Annotated in this window: 15 protein-coding genes and 1 pseudogene; 7 read left to right on the top strand and 9 right to left on the bottom strand. The window is 71.5% G+C overall.

Annotated elements, in window-relative coordinates:
• Positions 1-333: 333 nt before the first annotated feature.
• Positions 334-612 (top strand): hypothetical protein, encoded by a 279-nt coding sequence (locus AB0M39_RS12130; protein ID WP_365362979.1) that lies wholly within the window; start codon positions 334-336, stop codon positions 610-612.
• An 88-nt stretch (positions 613-700) separates the two neighbouring features.
• On the opposite strand, the gene AB0M39_RS12135 is transcribed toward AB0M39_RS12130, so the two are convergent.
• The 3 genes from AB0M39_RS12135 to AB0M39_RS12145 all read right to left on the bottom strand — a co-directional run bounded on the left by AB0M39_RS12135 (position 701) and on the right by AB0M39_RS12145 (position 3,914).
• Positions 701-1,873, bottom strand: a complete 1,173-nt coding sequence (locus AB0M39_RS12135; RefSeq protein ID WP_365362981.1) for a hypothetical protein — start codon at positions 1,871-1,873, stop codon at positions 701-703.
• A gap of 147 nt (positions 1,874-2,020) precedes the next feature.
• Positions 2,021-3,196 (bottom strand): epoxide hydrolase family protein, encoded by a 1,176-nt coding sequence (locus AB0M39_RS12140; protein ID WP_365362983.1) that lies wholly within the window; start codon positions 3,194-3,196, stop codon positions 2,021-2,023.
• Positions 3,197-3,290: 94 nt separating this feature from the next.
• Entirely contained in the window at positions 3,291-3,914 is a 624-nt protein-coding gene (locus AB0M39_RS12145; protein ID WP_365362985.1) for a helix-turn-helix domain-containing protein, read from the bottom strand.
• A gap of 139 nt (positions 3,915-4,053) precedes the next feature.
• Between AB0M39_RS12145 and AB0M39_RS12150 the strand changes: the two genes are divergently transcribed.
• Entirely contained in the window at positions 4,054-5,505 is a 1,452-nt protein-coding gene (locus tag AB0M39_RS12150) for an amidase (RefSeq protein ID WP_365362987.1), read from the top strand.
• A gap of 87 nt (positions 5,506-5,592) precedes the next feature.
• Here AB0M39_RS12150 and AB0M39_RS12155 read toward each other — a convergent pair.
• From AB0M39_RS12155 to AB0M39_RS12165, 3 genes and pseudogenes are all read right to left on the bottom strand, one after another.
• Positions 5,593-5,899 (bottom strand): annotated as a pseudogene (locus AB0M39_RS12155) (hypothetical protein); the annotation flags it as partial.
• Positions 5,896-6,369, bottom strand: a complete 474-nt coding sequence (locus AB0M39_RS12160; protein WP_365362989.1) for a carboxymuconolactone decarboxylase family protein — start codon at positions 6,367-6,369, stop codon at positions 5,896-5,898. The gene AB0M39_RS12160 and the pseudogene AB0M39_RS12155, both read right to left, overlap by 4 nt.
• A 128-nt stretch (positions 6,370-6,497) precedes the next feature.
• Positions 6,498-7,532: a helix-turn-helix domain-containing protein gene (locus AB0M39_RS12165; protein ID WP_365362991.1), complete on the bottom strand. Its 1,035-nt coding sequence runs from the start codon at positions 7,530-7,532 to the stop codon at positions 6,498-6,500.
• 117 nt (positions 7,533-7,649) lie between these two features.
• On the opposite strand from AB0M39_RS12165, the gene AB0M39_RS12170 reads away from it, so the two are divergent.
• The 4 genes from AB0M39_RS12170 to AB0M39_RS12185 all read left to right on the top strand — a co-directional run bounded on the left by AB0M39_RS12170 (position 7,650) and on the right by AB0M39_RS12185 (position 12,925).
• Positions 7,650-8,546, top strand: coding sequence for an alpha/beta hydrolase (locus AB0M39_RS12170; protein ID WP_365362993.1), 897 nt, complete (start codon positions 7,650-7,652; stop codon positions 8,544-8,546).
• An 88-nt stretch (positions 8,547-8,634) separates the two neighbouring features.
• Complete coding sequence (locus AB0M39_RS12175; protein WP_365362995.1) at positions 8,635-10,515, top strand: ABC transporter ATP-binding protein; 1,881 nt, start codon at positions 8,635-8,637, stop codon at positions 10,513-10,515.
• Positions 10,512-11,213 (top strand): metal-dependent transcriptional regulator, encoded by a 702-nt coding sequence (locus AB0M39_RS12180; RefSeq protein WP_365362997.1) that lies wholly within the window; start codon positions 10,512-10,514, stop codon positions 11,211-11,213. Before AB0M39_RS12175 ends, AB0M39_RS12180 begins: the two co-directional genes overlap by 4 nt.
• Complete coding sequence (locus tag AB0M39_RS12185; RefSeq protein WP_365362999.1) at positions 11,210-12,925, top strand: ABC transporter ATP-binding protein; 1,716 nt, start codon at positions 11,210-11,212, stop codon at positions 12,923-12,925. Before AB0M39_RS12180 ends, AB0M39_RS12185 begins: the two co-directional genes overlap by 4 nt.
• Before the next feature lie 116 nt (positions 12,926-13,041).
• Here AB0M39_RS12185 and AB0M39_RS12190 read toward each other — a convergent pair whose 3' ends face one another.
• The 3 genes from AB0M39_RS12190 to AB0M39_RS12200 all read right to left on the bottom strand — a co-directional run bounded on the left by AB0M39_RS12190 (position 13,042) and on the right by AB0M39_RS12200 (position 16,471).
• A complete protein-coding gene (locus AB0M39_RS12190; protein WP_365363001.1) occupies positions 13,042-13,896 on the bottom strand; it encodes an endonuclease/exonuclease/phosphatase family protein in 855 nt (284 codons plus the stop codon).
• Between the two features lie 250 nt (positions 13,897-14,146).
• A complete protein-coding gene (locus AB0M39_RS12195) occupies positions 14,147-15,418 on the bottom strand; it encodes a hypothetical protein (RefSeq protein ID WP_365363003.1) in 1,272 nt (423 codons plus the stop codon).
• 75 nt (positions 15,419-15,493) lie between these two features.
• Positions 15,494-16,471, bottom strand: a complete 978-nt coding sequence (locus tag AB0M39_RS12200) for a helix-turn-helix domain-containing protein (protein ID WP_365363005.1) — start codon at positions 16,469-16,471, stop codon at positions 15,494-15,496.
• Positions 16,472-16,580: 109 nt separating this feature from the next.
• Between AB0M39_RS12200 and AB0M39_RS12205 the strand changes: the two genes are divergently transcribed.
• Entirely contained in the window at positions 16,581-17,609 is a 1,029-nt protein-coding gene (locus tag AB0M39_RS12205) for a saccharopine dehydrogenase NADP-binding domain-containing protein (protein WP_365363007.1), read from the top strand.
• The last annotated feature ends 87 nt before the right edge of the window (positions 17,610-17,696 follow it).

Below are 17,696 nucleotides of genomic sequence, written 5' to 3' on the forward strand. Positions count from 1 at the left end.
AAGGGCGAGGCAGTCGTCGACCACTGTCCGGATGAGTAAAGTCACAGTGGGTTTCCTTTCAATACTTACTACTTTCCGAAGGAAACCTACTACGGGCTCACGGTGGGCAGTCAACGGCTTTCTGGCAGCGGGACGATGGGGCTGACGAGCGCAGCGGCGTCGAGGTCCGTGGGTCCGGCCCTTCGTATCCCGGCGGGTGCGGACCAGTAGGGTCAGGCATCCACTCACAGGGGGAGGCTCTGCATGTCCGTCCGGGCTGCTGTGCGGCGAGGTGCACGGTTGGGGGCGGCAATAGGGGCGTGGCCGGCGGGAGTCCTCGGCACGCTGTGTCTCGTGGTCGCCGTCGTCTTCCTCGCCGGGAGCCATGGCGGGACCGTGTGGGCGCTGGTCCGTCTGGGCGCCCTCGTCGTAGTGGCCAGCCTGGCAGTGGGGGTGGCACTGGGCGCCCTGATCGGGGCCGTCCTGGCGATCGCGCCCCGGCGGCTGGTGGCCCGCTCCTCTCTGCGGGGGCTGCTCGCGGCACTCACCGCGGGGCTGCCGCTGGCGACGGCCGCCGTCGCCCTCCTGACGTCAGGTCAGGACACGCTCGCCAGTGGCGGCACGCAGCGGTGACGTCGCCTGCGGCACGGAAGGGTCCCAGGCCGCCAGCCATTGCTGACCGGGCCACCTCACAGAAAGGCGCACGACCCGCTCCTGCCGCTCACATGGACAGGCTGTGGGAGTCGCCCCCGGACATCCTGCTCATGCCTGCCAGCACGCCCAGGACGGTGATGACCGTGACAGGGCGGCTGCTGCTGGTGTTGGTGCCGTCGCCCAGCTGTCCAGCCTGGTTGAGGCCCCACGTCAGCAGCACATGGCCGTCGGCTATGAGGGCCAGGGTGTGACCGGCGCCGGCGGCTATGCGGATCACGCCTGAGATGTCGGCGAAGACGGGTGTCGAGCTGTCGTCGTTGGTGCCGTCGCCCAGCTGACCGTCGGTGTTGGCTCCCCACGTCTGTACGTTGCCGTTGTCCAGCAGCGCCACACTGTGGTCGCCCTGGCAACCGGCGGCGACGGCGGTCACGCTGCCGCCCAGACCGGACACCGACACCGGTATCGGGCTGTCGTTGTTGGTGCCGTCCCCCAGCTGACCGAACTTGTTCCAGCCCCACGCCTGGACCGTCGCCTCGGTGGTGACGGCCAGACTGTGCAGGCCGCCGGCCGCGATGCCGATCGCGCCGGAGAGCCCGGAGACAGTGACGGGGACAGGGCTGCCGCTGCCCGAGCCGTCTCCCAGCTGGCCCTGCGAATTGAGCCCCCAGGCCCGGACGGTGCCGTCTGTCAGAAGAGCGAGACTGTGGCTGCTTCCCGCGGCGACGGCGATCACGGAGCTGAGCCGCTCGACCGCGACGGGCGTCAGCCTGTCCTGGAACGTGTTGTCACCCAGCTGGCCGGAACTGTTGGCTCCCCACGCCATGACGGTGCCGTCCCTCAGCAGCGCCAGACTGTGCTCGCCGCCGGCTGCGATGGCGTCCACATCGCTGAGATTGCTCACGAAGCCCGGGGCGTTGCTGTCGCTCGTCGTGTTGTCTCCGAGCTGACCACGGCCGTTCAGCCCCCAGGCGAGGACCGTGTGGTTGTCGAGCACGGCCAGGCTGTGGGCCCCGCCGGCGGATACGGCGATGACGGGGTCATTGAGAGGAACCAAGGTGGGGATGGAACTGTCATTGTTGGTCCCGTCCCCCAACTGACCTGCGCCGTTGGCACCCCACGCTTCCATGGCGATCTCCTGGTTCTCGGCTGGATCTTCTCTTTCCTCGGCGGACAGGTCCGCCGAGGAAGGGCAGGGTGAACGGCGCGGCGGGACCCGAGAACCGAGCTCGATGGAGGCCATGGACGCCACCCGACACCCGGCGACGACAGCATGGCTGCACCTCCAGCGTCGCGCGGCTGCGACAGGCCCGCAACTGCGCCCCTGTGCAGCTCGTGCGGGCTGGGGACCCAGCTGCGTCAACTGCCGCCCACGAGCCTCACGGCCTTCTCACCGCAGCCCCCTGAAGAACAGCCGGACGTCCTCGATCAGCAGGCCGGGTGTCTCCAAGGCGGCGAAGTGGCCGCCGCTGGCGAAGTCGCTCCAGTGGGCGATGGTGTTGGTCTCCTCGGCGTAGCTCCTGATGGCCACGTCCTCGGCGAAGTTGGCGACGCCGGTGGGGACGCTGGAGCGCGTGGTGGGGAACCAGTCGCCGGTGTGGGCGTTCTCGTAGTACATCCGGGCCGCCGATCCAGCGGTGCCGGTCAGCCAGTAGAGCATCACATTGGTGAGCAGCCGGTCCCGGTCGACCGCGTCGTGGGGCAGTTCCGCGGATGCGTTCGTCCACTCCTTGAACTTCTCTGTGATCCAGGCGAGTTGGCCGACCGGCGAGTCCGTCAGGCCGTACGCGAGGGTCTGCGGGCGCGTCGACTGGATGGCGTTGAACCCGAAGCCGTCCCCCATGAACGCGGCGATGGCGCTCAGCCGCTTCTTCTCGATGTCGGTGAGTCCGGCCACGACGTCGTCGGGAACGGGGCCGAGCGGGATGAACCCCACGGACGCCGCGTTCACATGGATGCCGACCACCGCGTCGGGTGCGACTCGGCCGAGCGCGGGAGAGATGATGGCGCCGAGGTCTCCGCCCTGGGCGCCGTAGCGCTCGTAGCCGAGTCGGCGCATCAGCTCCGACCAGGCCCGGGCGACCCGGCCGGCATTCCAGCCGGCCTCGCGGGTGGGGCCGGAGAAGCCGAAGCCGGGGATGGAGGGAACGACCACATGGAACGCGTCGGCGGGGTCGCCGCCGTGGGCGCGGGGATCGCTGAGCGGTCCGATGACATCGAGGAACTCCGCGATCGAGCCCGGCCAGCCGTGCGTGAGGACGAGCGGCAGGGCGTCCGGCTCGGGCGAGCGGACGTGCAGGAAGTGCACCTGCGCGCCGTCGATCTCGGTGAGGAACTGCGGGTGCTCGTTCAGCCGCGCCTCGTGCTCACGCCAGTCGTAGGCGGTGCGCCAGTAGTCGGCGAGGTCACGGATGTACGGAAGGGAGGCCCCGTACGCCCAGCCGGCGCCCGGCAGTTCGTCGGGCCAGCGGGTCGCGGCGAGTCGGTCGCGCAGATCGTCGAGCTGCGTCTGGGCGGTCTCGATCCGGAACGGCCGGATCTCCTGGTTCGCGCTGTTGTCTGCCATGTCCCTCACGGTACGCAGACTTGCGGACAGCTTGTGTCCGCAACGACCGGCGGATGGAGCGGATGGAGGAGTGCGTCGGCGACCGTCTTGCGGTTCAGCCGGGCGCGTCGGCTCTGCCCGCCGCCGGCCGGTCCAGTACGGCGGCGACGATCGTCCTCAGTCGTTCGTCGGCCCGTTCGACGCTTCCGTTCTGTGCGCTGATCTGGGCGCCTTCCAGGAGGAACGTGATTTCCGCGGCGGCCTCTTCGGGGTCGGGGAGCCCCGCACGTGAGCACATGCCCTCGAGGCGGCGCAGCTGGCCGGCCTTGTGGGCCTCGATCAGGCGGCGTGCGGGATGGGTGCGGTCGGGCAGCGCGGCGATGGAGGTGACGAAGGGGCAGCCCCGATGGGAGATGCCGGGCAGCTCGTCCGCGACGAACGAGGCGACGTCGAGGATCTGCGCGCGGGGATCGTCCGGATGGGCGGCTTCGGCGGCGTCGAACGCGGCCGTGTAGCCGGCCGCGACGATCCGCAGCCACTCCTCGATCAGGACGTCCTTGGTGGCGAAGTGCCGGTACAGGGCCATCTTCGTGGTCTCGGCCCGGTCGGCGATGGCCTGGACGCTCACGGTCCTGATGCCCTCGCGGGAGAACAGGTCCTCCGCCGCGTCCAGGATCCGTTCGCGAGGCGGCAGTCGGGCGACTCGTGTGCCTCGCCCGGGCCTGGGTGCACTGGTCATGCCTGCCTCGCCTCATATCCGCGCCACATCCGCGCCGTGGCTCTCCGCACCCATGCTACGTTACCGTTCATTCCCGAACGATACCGCTCGGTATCGTTCGGGAACCACCGGTATTGCTGTGTCGCGAGAACGGATGACGATGAAGCTCTGCGAATACACCCGCTTCGACGCGGTCGCCCTGGCCTCCCTCGTGGCCCGAGGGGAGGTCACCCCCGCCGAGCTGGCGGCCACCGCCCAACAAGCCGTCGCCGCGGTCGACCCCGCGATAGGCGCCGTCGTGGAGAGCTGGCCCGCCGAGGACCAGCCGGCCCCGGGAAGCACGCCGCTGGCCGGCGCCCCCTTCCTCATCAAGGACATCGCCGTGACCATGGCCGGCAAGAGAGTCGAGTTCGGCAGCCGCCTGGCCGAAGGGAACACGGCCCGGGCGGACTCCTTCCTGATGCGGCGCTTCCGGCGAGCGGGCCTGGTCACCCTGGGGCGCACCGCCACCCCCGAGTTCGCCTACAGCACCACCACGGAGCCGCTCTTCTACGGCGCCAGCCGCAACCCCTGGGACCTCTCGCGGACCCCCGGCGGCTCCAGCGGGGGCTCCGCCGCGGCGGTGGCCTCCGGCATGGTCCCGCTCGCGCACGCCACCGACGCCGCAGGCTCCATCCGCGTTCCGGCCGCGAGCACCGGACTGTTCGGTCTCAAGCCCACCCGGGGCCGGGTCTCCATGGGGCCCGACGCCGACGAGGTGTTCAACGGTCTTGCCGTCCACGGAGCGCTCAGCCGCTCCGTACGGGACAGCGCGACGCTGCTCGACCTCGTCAGCGGCCCGGAGACCGGCGATCCCTATGTCGCGCAGGCGCCGACGCGCCCCTACGCGGAAGAGGTCGACCGCGACCCCGGCCGGCTGCGCATAGGCCTGCTCACCACCCCGTGGGGCGGCCGCGACGTGGACCCGGCCGTCACCACGGCCACCGAGCAGGCCGCCCTGCTCGCCGCATCGCTCGGCCACCGGGTGGACGTCGTCGAGCTGAGCCTGGGGGTGGCCTGGGAGGAGTTCGTCCTGGCCAACGCCCGGTTGTGGAACGCCAATCTGGTGGCCTGGATCGACGGACTCGCCGCGGCCTGCGGCCGTCCGATCGACGCCTCCACCGTCGAGCCGCAGACGCTGGCCGCCTACGCGTGGGGACAGAGGGTCAGCGGGCCGCAGTTCGTGCAGGCGCTGGAGGTGCGCAACCGGGTGGCGCGGGCTGTCGGCGCCTACTTCGCCCACCACGATCTGCTGATGACGCCGACCCTGCCCGAGCTGCCGGTACACCTCGGCACGTACGCGGACGGGGCGCCGGGCGCCGACGGTCTGGGGTGGGTGGCGCAGCTGTTCCATCGCTCGCCGTTCACCGCGGCCTTCAATGTCGCGGGCACTCCGGCCATGTCCGTTCCTCTTGCCTCGGACCCTGCGACCGGCCTGCCCATCGGCATCCAGTTCGCCGCCGGGTACGGCCGCGAGGACGTCCTGTTCCGCCTCGCCGGCCAACTGGAGAGGGCTGCACCCTGGGTCCAGCGCACACCAGGGGTGTGGGCGGGGGCCGCCGCGACGGCCTGAACCGGCGCGTACACCTACTGCTCGTACACCTACGGCTCACAGCGGCGCGCCGCGGCTTGGAGCCGTTGACGCATCGCTCGACCGTTCTCAACTCCGCTGCCGCCGGGCCTGCTTCACCTCCCGCGCGAACGCCCAGGGGTCCGCTACCGGGCCCACGTGCCCGAGCTTCTCCGGATTGAGCACCGAGCGGATCGCTAGGATCCGCCCGTCGAGCACGTCGAGCACGTCGAGCACCATGATGCTGAGAACCCTGCCGTCCCGGTCGCGCAGGATCGCGCCCGCCGAACACCGCCCGTTCCAGCGGGCTGAGCCGCTCCAGGAGCAGCAGCGCAGCCATCGACACCGAGTCGGCGAGCTCCACCGACCGCGCCGGATCCTGGTACGGCGGCGTCAGTGGAACTGTCCGGGTACGTAGTCGCCGGCCGGCTGCTGGGCGATGACGTTCAGCCGGTTCGCCATGTTCATGAAGGAGACCAGGACCGCCAGGGAGGCGAGCTGCTCCTCGTCGTAGTGCTTGGCGGCCCGCGCCCACACCTCGTCGCTGACCCCGCCGGCCGCGTCCGCGACCCGGGTCCCCTCCTCCGCGAACTCCAGCGCGGCTCGCTCCGCCTCGGTGAAGACCGTGGCCTCGCGCCACGCGGCGACCAGGTTCAGCCGCACCGAGGTCTCGCCGGCAGCGGCGGCGTCCTTGGTGTGCATGTCGACGCAGACCGCGCAGCCGTTGATCTGGCTCACGCGCAGCGCCACCAGCTCCTGCGTCGCGGCCGGGACCGGCGAGTCCTTGAGTCCCTTGCCCACCGACATGAGGGACTTGAGGGTCTTGGCGGCGGCGGGGCTGGCGAAGTAGTTCAGTCGGGCGTCCATGGTGTGCTCCTCCGTGGTCGTCAGTGGCTACACACCCTGAGACGGGGCAGCCTGATTCCCTGTGACATGGACGGATGTGACCTGCGTCTCCCCGCCTCCGGCGGGTGTCGTACGACGAAGTGACGTCCTCAGTCGTCGAGCAGCCGCCACGCGGTGAGGGCGAGAGCGGCACGTATCAGTCCGGGGGGCTCGGTGAGTTCGATGCCCAGGGTCTTGGCGATCTGGTCGACTCGGCGGGCGACGCTGCTGTGGTGCAGATGGAGAAGGCCGGCGGCCCGGCGGAGGGAGCCGGTGGCGCAGTAGGCGTCCAGCGTCTCCAGGTCTTCGGGGTTGCCGGCGACGCGGGCGATGGCGGCTATGTCGGCGTTGCCGCGGACGGTGTCCTGGGATACCTCGGCGAGCAGTGCCAGCGCGCCCAAGTCGCCGTAGCTGACCACTGGTTGGCGCGCGGTGGTGAAGCGGAGGGCGGTACGGGCCTGCTGCCAGGACTGGTCGGGGCTCTCCGCGCCGCCGAGGCCCGCGCGTACGCCTTCCGGAAGCCGGTCGAGGTCGACGGTGGTGGTCAGGATGACGCCCACGTCGGCGACGGACGCCGCCTTCACCGGGCGGGCGGGGCAGAGCAGCGAGCCGATCTGGTCGAGCGGGAGCTGCGAGCGTACGGCGACGACGCGGACCGGAAGGTCGGCGGTGAATCCCAGGAGCCGTAGCGCTCGGGATCTGGCCACCTCGTCGGTGTCGGAGCTGATCGCCAGTTCGACGAGGGCGGGGTCGGCCATGGTGGTGCGGGCGGGGCCGTACCGCTCGACGGCCGCGGCGGTGGCGATGGCGAGCCGGTCGAGCAGTACTTCGTCGAGCGAGTTCGGCGGGCCGGGGCGCTCCAGCCACACCGTTCCGATCTCCTCCTCGTCGAGGGTGATCGGCACAGTGGTGGACGCGGGCGGCGGCGGGGTGGGCGCCGGCCTGCCGTCAGGCGAGACGCGGACCACCCGCCCGGTGCCGTGGAGCTGGAACCCGGCCACGCACTCGGCCAGACCCGCCGAGGCCCGGGCGAGCGCCGGAAGGTCCACCCGCCGGCGCATCAGCGTGTCGTAGAAGTCGATGATGCGGATCGCGCCGTCGACGTACGAGTCCAGTCCTGACAGCCGTACGGCCAGTGCCTCCATGACAGGAGCATAGGTCCCCGTGGTGGCCAGGAGAAGCGCCGATCGGCGGGCGATCCGCCTGGGAAAGGCGACAGTTGGCGGATGATCCCCGGGCGGCGGACGGTGAGGATGGCCGATATGGATCCCGAACTCGAAGCATTCGTGCCCCTGCTCCCCCATACCGACCTGACCGACCCGGTCGCCTACCGCAAGATGTACGCCGAGCTGGTCGCCTCGAAGCCCGTGCCGGACATGACGGGCATGGAGATAGAGGACCGCACGGTGCCCGCCGACCCGGACGTGCGGGTGCGGGTCTACCGCCCGCACCAGGCGCAGGGCGCCGTCGTCTGGCTGCACGGCGGGGCGTGGACCGTCGGCGACCTGGACACGGAGCACCTGTGGGCCGCACCGATAGCAGAGCTCTCCGGCGCGGTCGTGATCACCGTCGACTACCGGCTGTCGCCCGAGCACCGGTTCCCGGCCGCCCTGGACGACGCCTACGCCGTGGTGTCCTGGGCACACGAGCACGCCGCCGAGCTCGGCGTCGACCCGGCCAGGATCGCGGTAGGAGGCCACAGCGCCGGAGGGAACCTCGCGGCCGCGGTGGCCTTGCGGGCCCGCGACGAGCAGGGGCCCCCGATCTGCTTCCAGGTGCTCAACGAGGCCATCCTCGACGACCGGCAGCAGACGTGGTCGGCGCGGAACTTCACCGACACGCCCTGGAACACCCGTGCCGTACGCGCTGCGGCGTTGGAGCACTACCTGGGCGACCAGCCCGCCACGGCGTACGCGGCCCCTGCGCGGGCCGAGGACCTGTCCGGCCTTCCGTCGGCCTATATCGCCTGCGCGGAGTTCGATCCGAACCGCGACGAGGACATCGACTACGCGCTGCGGCTGCTCCAGGCGGGCGTGTCGGTCGAGCTGCACCAGTGGCCCGGCACCTTCCACGGGTCGCTGGCGATCCAGTCCGCGGCCATCTCGCAGCGGCAGCTCGCCGATATCGGCGCCGCCCTGCGCCGTGCCCTCGCCGCGTGAGGCCGTCGCAGCCGGCCACGGCCTTGGTCGTGGGTCTCCTCACGACCACGGCCCTGGTCGTGAGGAGACCGGGGAAGGCGGGCGGGGAATGACCACCACCGACCTCGCCCAGGCGAGGGAGCAGTCCACACCGCCGGCGCCGGACACCGAGTCCGCGGCGGGGCCGCCCATGGCGGAGCTGCTGCGCCCCTATCGCTGGAGCTTCGCCGCCATAGTCGTTCTGCAGGTCGTCGGCGCGGTGGCGGGTCTGGCGCCGCTGCTGGCGGTCGTCGAGCTGGGCCGCACTCTGCTGGCGCCCGGCCCCGTCGATCGCTCTCACGCCTGGAACGTCGTGATCGTGGGTGCGGCCGGCTTCTCCGTCCGCCTGCTGTTCACGGCCGCGTCGTCCGGGATCGGGCATCTCCTCGACGGCCAGGTGCAGCTGACGTTCCGTCGCCAACTGGCCGCGCAGCTGGGGCGTGTGCCGATCGGCTGGTTCTCCCGGCGCCGGACCGGCGAGCTGGCGAAGGTCGTGGGCGAGGACGTGAGCGCCGTGCACCCGTTCATCGCCCACACCCCCGGCGAGCTCGTCTCCGCCTTCGTGGTTCCGCTGGTGTCGCTGATCTACCTGTTCACCGTCGACTGGCGGCTCACGCTGATCACGCTGATACCGGTGGTGCTGGCGGTGGCCCTGGTCCCCCTGATGATGACGCCGACCCGCCTGCGCGAGCAGAAGGAGTTCGACGCGGCCATGGGACGCATCGCGAGCTCCGTCGTCGAGTTCGTCCAGGGCATCTCGGTGGTCAAGGCCTTCGGCGGAGGCGAGCGCGCCCACCGTAAGTTCCGTACGGCCGCGGACGATTTCGCCGACGTCTTCTACCGGATGGTGCGCGGTCTCGCCCCGATCGGCGCGGGGATGCAGACGGTGCTGTCGCCGCCGTTCGTCCTGCTCACCGTGTTGATCGGCGGTACGGCTCTGATCACGAACGGTGGCCTGGCCCCGGCCGATCTGCTGCCCTTCCTGCTGCTCGGGCTGGGCCTGACCGCTCCGGTGGCGGCCCTCGGCCACGGTTTCGACGACCTGCAGTCCGCCCGACGCGCCGTGGGTCGGATCCGGGACGTGCTCGGGGTGCGGTCGCTGCCGGAGCCCGCGCACCCGGTCGCGCCGCAGGGGCACCGGGTGGAGCTGCGGGGCGTTCGCTTCGGCTACGACGACGGTCACGAGGTGCTGCGCGGGATCGACCTGGTGCTGGAGCCGGGGACGGTCACCGCGGTGGTCGGCCCTTCGGGAAGCGGGAAGTCCACGCTGGTCCAGCTGTTGCCGCGGTTCTTCGACCCGAGCCACGGCTCGGTCTTTCTGGGCGGCGTCGATCTGCGCGAGCTCGGCAGCCGGGAGCTCTACCGGACGGTGTCCTTCGTCTTCCAGGACGTCCGGCTGCTGCGCGCGTCGGTCGCGGACAACATCGCGCTGGCGGTCCCGCACGCCGACCCCGACGACGTGGTCCGTGCCGCCCGGCTGGCGAACATCCATGAGCGCGTCCTCGAGCTGCCCCACGGATACGAGACGGTGCTCGGCGACGACGTGGGACTGTCGGGCGGCGAGGCGCAGCGGCTCTCGCTCGCTCGCGCGCTGCTCGCCGACGCGCCCGTGCTGGTGCTCGACGAGGCGACCGCCTTCGCCGACCCGCAGACCGAGCAGGCGGTGCGCCGGGCCCTGGCGACGCTGGGGGGCGATCGGACGATCCTGGTCATCGCCCATCGCCTGGAGACAGTCGCCGACGCCGACACCGTAGTGATGCTGAAGGACGGGGCGATCGTCGAGCGCGGCACGCCCTGCGAACTCCTGGCACGCGACGGAGAGTTCGCCGCGTTCTGGCAGTCGCACCGATCGGCGAGCACCGATGAGACCGATCCCGTCTTGTCAGCCGAACCGGTTCCGCCGACGCCGGCTCCCAGGGGCAGGAGCGCGGGGAGGGAGGAGCGACCGTGACGACTCATGGCCTGGTCGATCCGGCGGAGATGTATCTCCGGACCATTCTCGAACTGGAGGAGGAGGGGGTGGTGCCGCTTCGGGCGCGGATCGCCGAGAGACTTCAGCAGAGCGGGCCGACCGTCTCGCAGACCGTGGCCCGGATGCAGCGCGACGACCTGGTGCGGGTGGCCGACGATCGGCGTCTGGTGATGACGGAGCCGGGCCGCCGGCAGGCCGTGCGGGTGATGCGCAAGCATCGGCTGGCCGAGTGCTTCTTGGTGGACGTGATCGGTCTTCAATGGGAGGACGTCCATATCGAGGCGTCCCGGTGGCAGCACGTGATGTCGGACGCGGTGGACAGCCGGTTGACGGAGCTCCTCGGCCACCCCGCCACATGCCCGCACGGCAGCCCCATTCCCACGTGGGGGGAGAACGGGGGCGTCCATGCGTCCGTGCTCACTCTGACCGACGGGGCAGCCGCCGCGCAGAGCACGGTGACGGTCGTCCGGATCAGCGAGCTGCTCCAGAACGATCCCTCGGTCCTGCTGCGCCTCAAGCGCGCCGGGATACGTCCCGGCCGGCAGATCGCGGTCGTGGCCGACGAGAGCGGGGTGAGGGTGAGCGGCGACGAGCAGACGACGTTCCCCCACGCCCTCAGCGATCGCGTCTTCGTGGAGGCTCACGGTGGCGTACGGCAAGGAGGGGAGCTTCGATGATTCGCATGCTGCTGCGGGTGCTGGGAGACGAGTACGCCCGGCCGGTGCGTCGCACAGTGGCACTGATGACGACGGCCGCGGTGGCCGAGGGGCTGTCCTACGCGCTGCTGGTTCCCGTGCTGCGGGCGCTGTTCGGGAGCACGCCCGCCGACGCCTGGCCCTGGCTGATCGCGTTCGGGGCGGCGGTCGCGGTGTACGCGGTGCTGCGCTACGTCAGCGATCTGTCCGGTTTCCGCGTCGGGACCACGTTGCTGCGCGGCATGTACCACCGGCTCGGCGATCATCTGGCCCGGCTGCCCCTCGGCTGGTACAGCGCCCGCCGCGTCGGCGAGGTGTCGGTTCTGGCCAGCCAGGGCGTCTTGCAGGCGATGAGCGTGATCGCGCACCTCTTGGCGCCGTTGATCTCCGCCGGTGTGACTCCCCTGACCATCGTCGTCGTGATGCTCGCCTTCAACTGGCAGATGGGGCTGGCCGCGCTGGCCGCCGCACCGCTCGTGGCGGCGATCCAGATCTGGACGGGCCGCGCGATGGCCGCAGGCGACGCGGAGAGCGCCGAACGCGACCATGAGGCCACCGGGCGGGTCATCGAGTACCTCCGGGCCCAGCCGGTGCTGCGCGCCGGCGGCCGGACCGTCGAGCGCTTCCAGCTGCTCGACGACTCGCTGCGAGAGGTCCAGCGCGCGTCGCGCCGCTCCACGCTGTCGGCGCTGCCCGGGATTCTGGGCTTGACGCTCACGGTGCAGGCGGTGTTCACCGGGTTGCTGGTCCTGGGGGTCTACCTCGCGCTCGGCGGGGACATCGGTGTGGCAGAGGTTCTGGCGATCCTGGTGCTGGCCGCCCGCTGCGCGGATCCGCTGCTGTCGCTGGCGGACATCGGCGGCCAGCTGCGCGGCGCGCGCTCGGAGCTGACGAGACTGGACGCGGTGCTGCGCACCCAGCCGCTGCCGGAGGCGCCCGAGCCGCTCCAGCCGGCGGGGCATGACCTGGAGTTCGAGTCCGTCGCCTTCCGGCACGGCGAGCGCACGGTGATCGACCGCGTGTCGTTGTCCGTGCCGGAGGGCCAGCGGCTTGCGGTCGTCGGCCCCTCGGGGGCGGGCAAGAGCACCTTGCTGCAGTTGGTCGCGCGGTTCTACGACGTGGACGCGGGCGCGGTGCGCGTCGGCGGTGTGGACGTGCGCGCCATCGGCACCGACGTGCTGACGGCGCAGATCGCCGTCGTCTTCCAGGACGTCTACCTCTTCGACGGCACGATCGAGGAGAACGTGCGTCTGGGCCGCCCCGACGCCGACGAGGCCGAGGTACGGGCGGCGGCGACCGCGGCGCGCCTGGACGAGGTGATCGAGCGGCTGCCCGGCGGATGGGCGACGAACGTCGGCGAGGGCGGCGCGCTGCTGTCGGGCGGCGAGCGCCAGCGGGTCGCGATCGCGCGGGCGCTGCTGAAGGACGCGCCCATCGTGCTGCTGGACGAGGTGACCTCCGCCCTGGACCCGGTGAACGAGGCCGCCGTCCACGAGGGAATCGAGCGCCTGATGGCGGGCCGGACGGTGGTGATGGTCGCGCACCGGATGCGAACCGTCCGACGCGCCGACCGCGTCGTCTTCCTGGACTACGGCCGGATCATGGAGGAAGGCAGCCACGACGCGCTGCTGAGGCGCGGTGGCCGCTACGCCGAGTTCTGGAACCTCTCCGTGGCGCCGGCAGCGGGCGCATGAGCCAGCAGCCGCCAGGCGTCGGCGCCGCCGGTCGATCCCGAGGGACTCCTCCGGCGCGATGACGGTCTGCTCCCTGTCCAGAGGGGGGAGACTCCTTCTGGCCAGGGGGCAGTCCCCTAGCGGGCCGCGTCCAGGTCGGTGTGCAGCATGTGGTGGTCCGAGTAGAGGCTGGGATGCACACGGTGCGCGAGTGGGGCGATACCACGCAGGAACACGTAGTCGAACTTGCTGTGCCAGTCGGTGGTCGGCTCGCAGGCGCCGGCGGGCGAGGGGCGGCACTGGGGGGATGTGTCCGCGGCCAGTGCCCACATGTCGTCGAGCTCGGGGGCGTCCGGCCTGGCATTGAAGTCGCCGAGAACGATCGCGCGGTCGTGCCGGGCGACTTCTGCGGCGAGTACGCCGACCTGGTCTGCTCGGACCGCCTCTTGACGTCGTTGGGCGAGGTGGGTGTTGAAGACGCGCACGGGTCGGCCGCCCACCATGGTGGTGACTGCCACATACCCACGGTCTTCGGATCCTCCGTCGGGGTACTCCACGTTCACGCGGTCCGTCATCGGCGCGGCTGAGAGGATCGCCTGGCCGAAGGCCCCCGGGCTCCACGGCCATCCCCCGCAGCGGCCCCGATTCCGCAGAACCGTCCCGTACTCGACGTGGTAGACCAGCCCGTAGAAGTTCTCCAGGTAGTCCCGGATCGCTTCGACGTCACGCACGCACGCTTCTTGCAGGCCGATGACCTGGGGCGCGTACGTGGCGATCTCCACAGCCCGGCCGAGGTTCTGCCCGCTCTGATTGCAGGGATTGCAGATGTTCCACGTCATGACCCGGTTCGGCACGACGTCCTTGGCGGCGTGGCGCGGCAGTGGCAGCGGCTTGGCGACGAGGGCGCCGCTCGGTGCGCTGGGGCCGATGAGCACCAAGCAGATCGCGGTCATGGCGACCGCGAGCAACCGCGTGCCCCTTCCGAGCACCATCGCCTCCTCGGAGTGGATGTACAGGGCATCACCTGGTGCCTGCGTGATCAGGGTACGGGACGGGTCGTCGACGGCACACGCCCTTCCCTGCGCCTGCACGCGAGCGGCCGATGTGGACGGGCTGGACACGTGAGTTGGCGACCGTTCCACCTGGGATGCTCAGTCATATGTGCGTCGAGGGCGCCCCGCGGTCCGGTTCCGCGGGGGCGCTGAGGCTGCATCGACGGCTGGGGCCGGGGTCAGTGCGCCCTCAGATGCGGAGCGTCCCGGGGAACGCGCCCTGGCCGACGTCCGGTGCGGTGAGGGCCAGCCAGCCATGGCCGCGTACCTGGGTGTCCGGGCCGACCTCGCCGGGGTCGACCGAGAGGCGCCCGCAGGCGGAGCGGGCGCCCGTGGTGCCCGCGTTGGGTGCGTCGTACTTGGGGTTGAAGCCCGGTTCGTCGGCCGCGAGGGTCTCCCACGGCAGCGGGTCGCCCTCCCATTCGGGGTAGCCTTCGGCGGCGTACCGACGGATCACCCGGCCGTTCTCGGCGACCATCCACATGTCGGAGCCGCCGGCGTCGTCCAGGAAGAAGAACTGGGCCTGACCGCAGTGGACGCTGACCCGCTCGGCCGTCTCGATCATGCCTTCCCACATATCCTCGCCGCCGAGCAGCTCGAAGGCGCCGAAGACGAGGCGCCAGCCGTTCAGTTCCGGGGTGACGAAGACCCGCCCCACGGTACGGTCGGCGCCGTCCGGCCCCGGTACCTGGTGCCATCGGCCCTCCGCAGCCTCGATGCCGGCCGCGACGGTGAGCGGCCTCGGGTCGTGCACGCCGAGGGCCTCGAAGACTCCTTCGTACGACGCCCCGGGCACGGCCATCCACCAGCCGCTCAGGGTCGTCGACGGAAGCTCGGGGATCTCGTCCAGGATCTTGACCCGTATCAGCCGCTCGACCGCCGCCCGGTCGCGCTCGTCGAGCGCGTCGACGCCGCCGCCCGCCACCAGCGCCGCCATCGCGCCCCGCCGGATCCTCGGGGACGCGGCCGGGTCGCGGCGCAGGGCGCGCAGCCGCGGCCGGAAGGAGTCGTGCAGCAGACGGGCGTACTCGGATGCCTTGTAGGTGTGGAGGCGGCCCCGGGCGAAGCAGCCCACCAGGGCCGTCAGTCCGGCCTCGGAGTCCACCCGCAGCCTGACGAGCCCCTTGAAGCCGTCGCCCCACTTCCCGTCGTCCGGATCGGCGGCCAGGGCCGCGTACTGCTCGGCGGAGCGCTCGTCGAACACCCCGAGCAGCCGCCCCGCCATCCAGGCCGTCACCTCCTTGCGCTGCCAGGCCGCCAGTACGCCGTCGAAGGCCGGCGGCCCGATCTGCCGCAACGCCCGCATGACCGGCTTGAGATCAACGGTCCGCTGGGCGCCGGCCACGCTGCGCAGCAGTTCCGGCACGACGCTGTCGGCCTGCTCCGCCAGCCGGGCGGCGGCGGCCTCCACGCGCGCGGCGTCGTCGCTGTCCAGGTCCTCGAGAAGGGATTCGATCTTCATGCGGCAACACAGTAGTCCCGGCCACTGACTTCGCCCGGAGGGCCGTGGGCCGAGCGCACCAGCAGGGGCTGCCCCTCAGGGGTGCGGTATTACGCCCTTGATCGGGTCGGGGCGGGTCCGCGAGCGGAAGGTACGGCGGTAGGCGTCCGGCGGCACACCGACCGTCCGATGGAAGTGTCGGCGCAGTGTCGTGGCGGTCCCCATGCCGGTGGCCGCCGCGATGGTGTCGACCGTGTCGTCGGTGGCCTCCAGCAACTCCTGCGCGCGGCGGATCCGTTGGGTGAGCAGCCACTGCAGCGGGGTGGTGCCGGTCACCGACTTGAAGTGGCGGCCCAGGTGGCGCGAGCTCATCCGCGCCTGGCGGGCCAGGTCCTCCACGGTGAGCGGTTGGTCCAGCCGTTGGATCGCCCAGGGGAAGAGCTCGGCGAGCGGGTGGTTGCCCGGGGCGGGGACCGGGGTGGTCACGAACTGGGCCTGGCCGCCGTCCCGGTGCGGCGGCACGACCAGGCGGCGGGCGAGCGTGTTGGCGATCGACGAGCCGTGGTCGAGGCGGACCAAGTGCATGCACAGGTCCATGGCGGCGGCCTTGCCGGCGGAGGTGAGCACGCTGCCGTCGTCCACGTAGAGGACGTCCGGGTCCACCGTCACTTGCGGATGGCGCTCGGCCAGCGCCTGGGTGTGCGCCCAGTGCGTGGTCGCGCGCTTGCCGTCCAGCAGGCCGGCGGCGGCCAGCACGAAGGCGCCCGTGCAGAGGGAGGCCACGCGTGCGCCCGCCTCGTGGGCCGCGCGCACCGCCTCGACCAGCTCGGCCGGCGGGTCCTGGTCGACGTCGGCCCAGCCCGGGACGATCACGGTTTCTGCGCGCGGGAGTTGGTCGAGTCCGTGGTCGGGCTCCAGTCGGAAGCGGCCGACCTGCACGGCTCTCGGTCCGCAGAGCGAGAGGCGGTACCAGGGGTCCGCCCCGACGATCGGGTTGCCTCCGAAGACCTCGCACGCCAGGGACAGCTCGAAATGCAGCATGCCGTCGGTGACGGCCAGCGCAACGGTAGTCATGTCCGGAATTGTATGGGGCATGGCGTTCCCGACAGTCGCGGTCGGGCGCCGGCCCTCGCCAGGATGTCTTCAACAGACGCAGCGGAGCATTCGAGCACAGGGAGAAGTCATGGGATCGGGCCAGACGGTGGCGGTGTTCGGCGCGTACGGGCACACCGGGCGGTTCGTGGTGGCGGAGCTGACGGAGCGCGGGTTTCTCCCGGTCCTCTCCGGCCGCGACGCCGACAAGCTGAAGACGCTGGCGTACGAGACCGGGCTGGAGGCCCGCCCGGCGTCGGTCGACGACCCTGCCTCGCTCGACCGCGCGCTGGCCGGCGCGGCGGCCGTGGTCAACTGCGCCGGGCCCTTCGTCACGACGGCCGCCCCCGTGGTCGAGGCCGCCCTGCGGGCCGGGATCCCGTATCTGGACGTTGCGGCCGAGATCGAGGCCAACGCCGACACCTTCGCGCACTTCGCCGACCGGGCACGGGAAGCGGGAGCGGTGGTCGTCCCGGCGATGGCGTTCTTCGGCGGCTTCGGAGACCTGCTGGCCACCGCGGCGATGGGCGACTGGACGGCGGCCGACGAGGCGCACATCGCGTACGGACTGAACAGCTGGCACCCCACCACCGGCACGCGCACGGCGGGCGCGGTCTCCCGGGCGCGGCGAGGCGACCGGCGCGTCGTCTTCACCGAAGGGCGGTTGGAGTATCGCAACGACGCCCCGCCGACCCTGGAGTGGCCTTTCCCCGACCCGATGGGCTCGCGGGCCGTCATCGGGGAGTTCACGATGGCCGACGTGGTGACGGTGCCCAGCCATCTGTCCATCCCCGAGGTGCGCACCTATATGACGGTCGAGGCGGCCAGGGACATCGCGGCCCCGGACACGCCGACACCGGCCGCGGTCGACGACCGTGGGCGGTCCGCTCAGACCTTCCTCGTCGACGTCGTCGTGCGCTCAGGCGACGCCGAACGGCGCGCCGTCGCCCGCGGTCAGGACATCTACGCCGTCACCGCGCCCCTCGTGGTGGAAGCGGTCGACCGCGTCCTCACAGGGCGGACCCATGCGGTCGGCGTCGTCTCCGCGGGAGAGATCTTCGACGCGCCCGAGTTCCTCCGCGCGCTGTCCCAGCACATCACTGTGGAACTGCGTCCCTAGCGGGCCGGCCGTGCCTGCCTGGCGCTGTGCCTGCCTCGCACCGGGCTTGCCCATGTCGCCGACGGGGGCGGCCCGGGCCGGTCTCCG

The sequence above is a fragment of the Streptomyces sp. NPDC051907 genome, from assembly GCF_040681075.1.
In the GTDB taxonomy this organism is placed as follows: Bacteria; Actinomycetota; Actinomycetes; order Streptomycetales; family Streptomycetaceae; genus Streptomyces.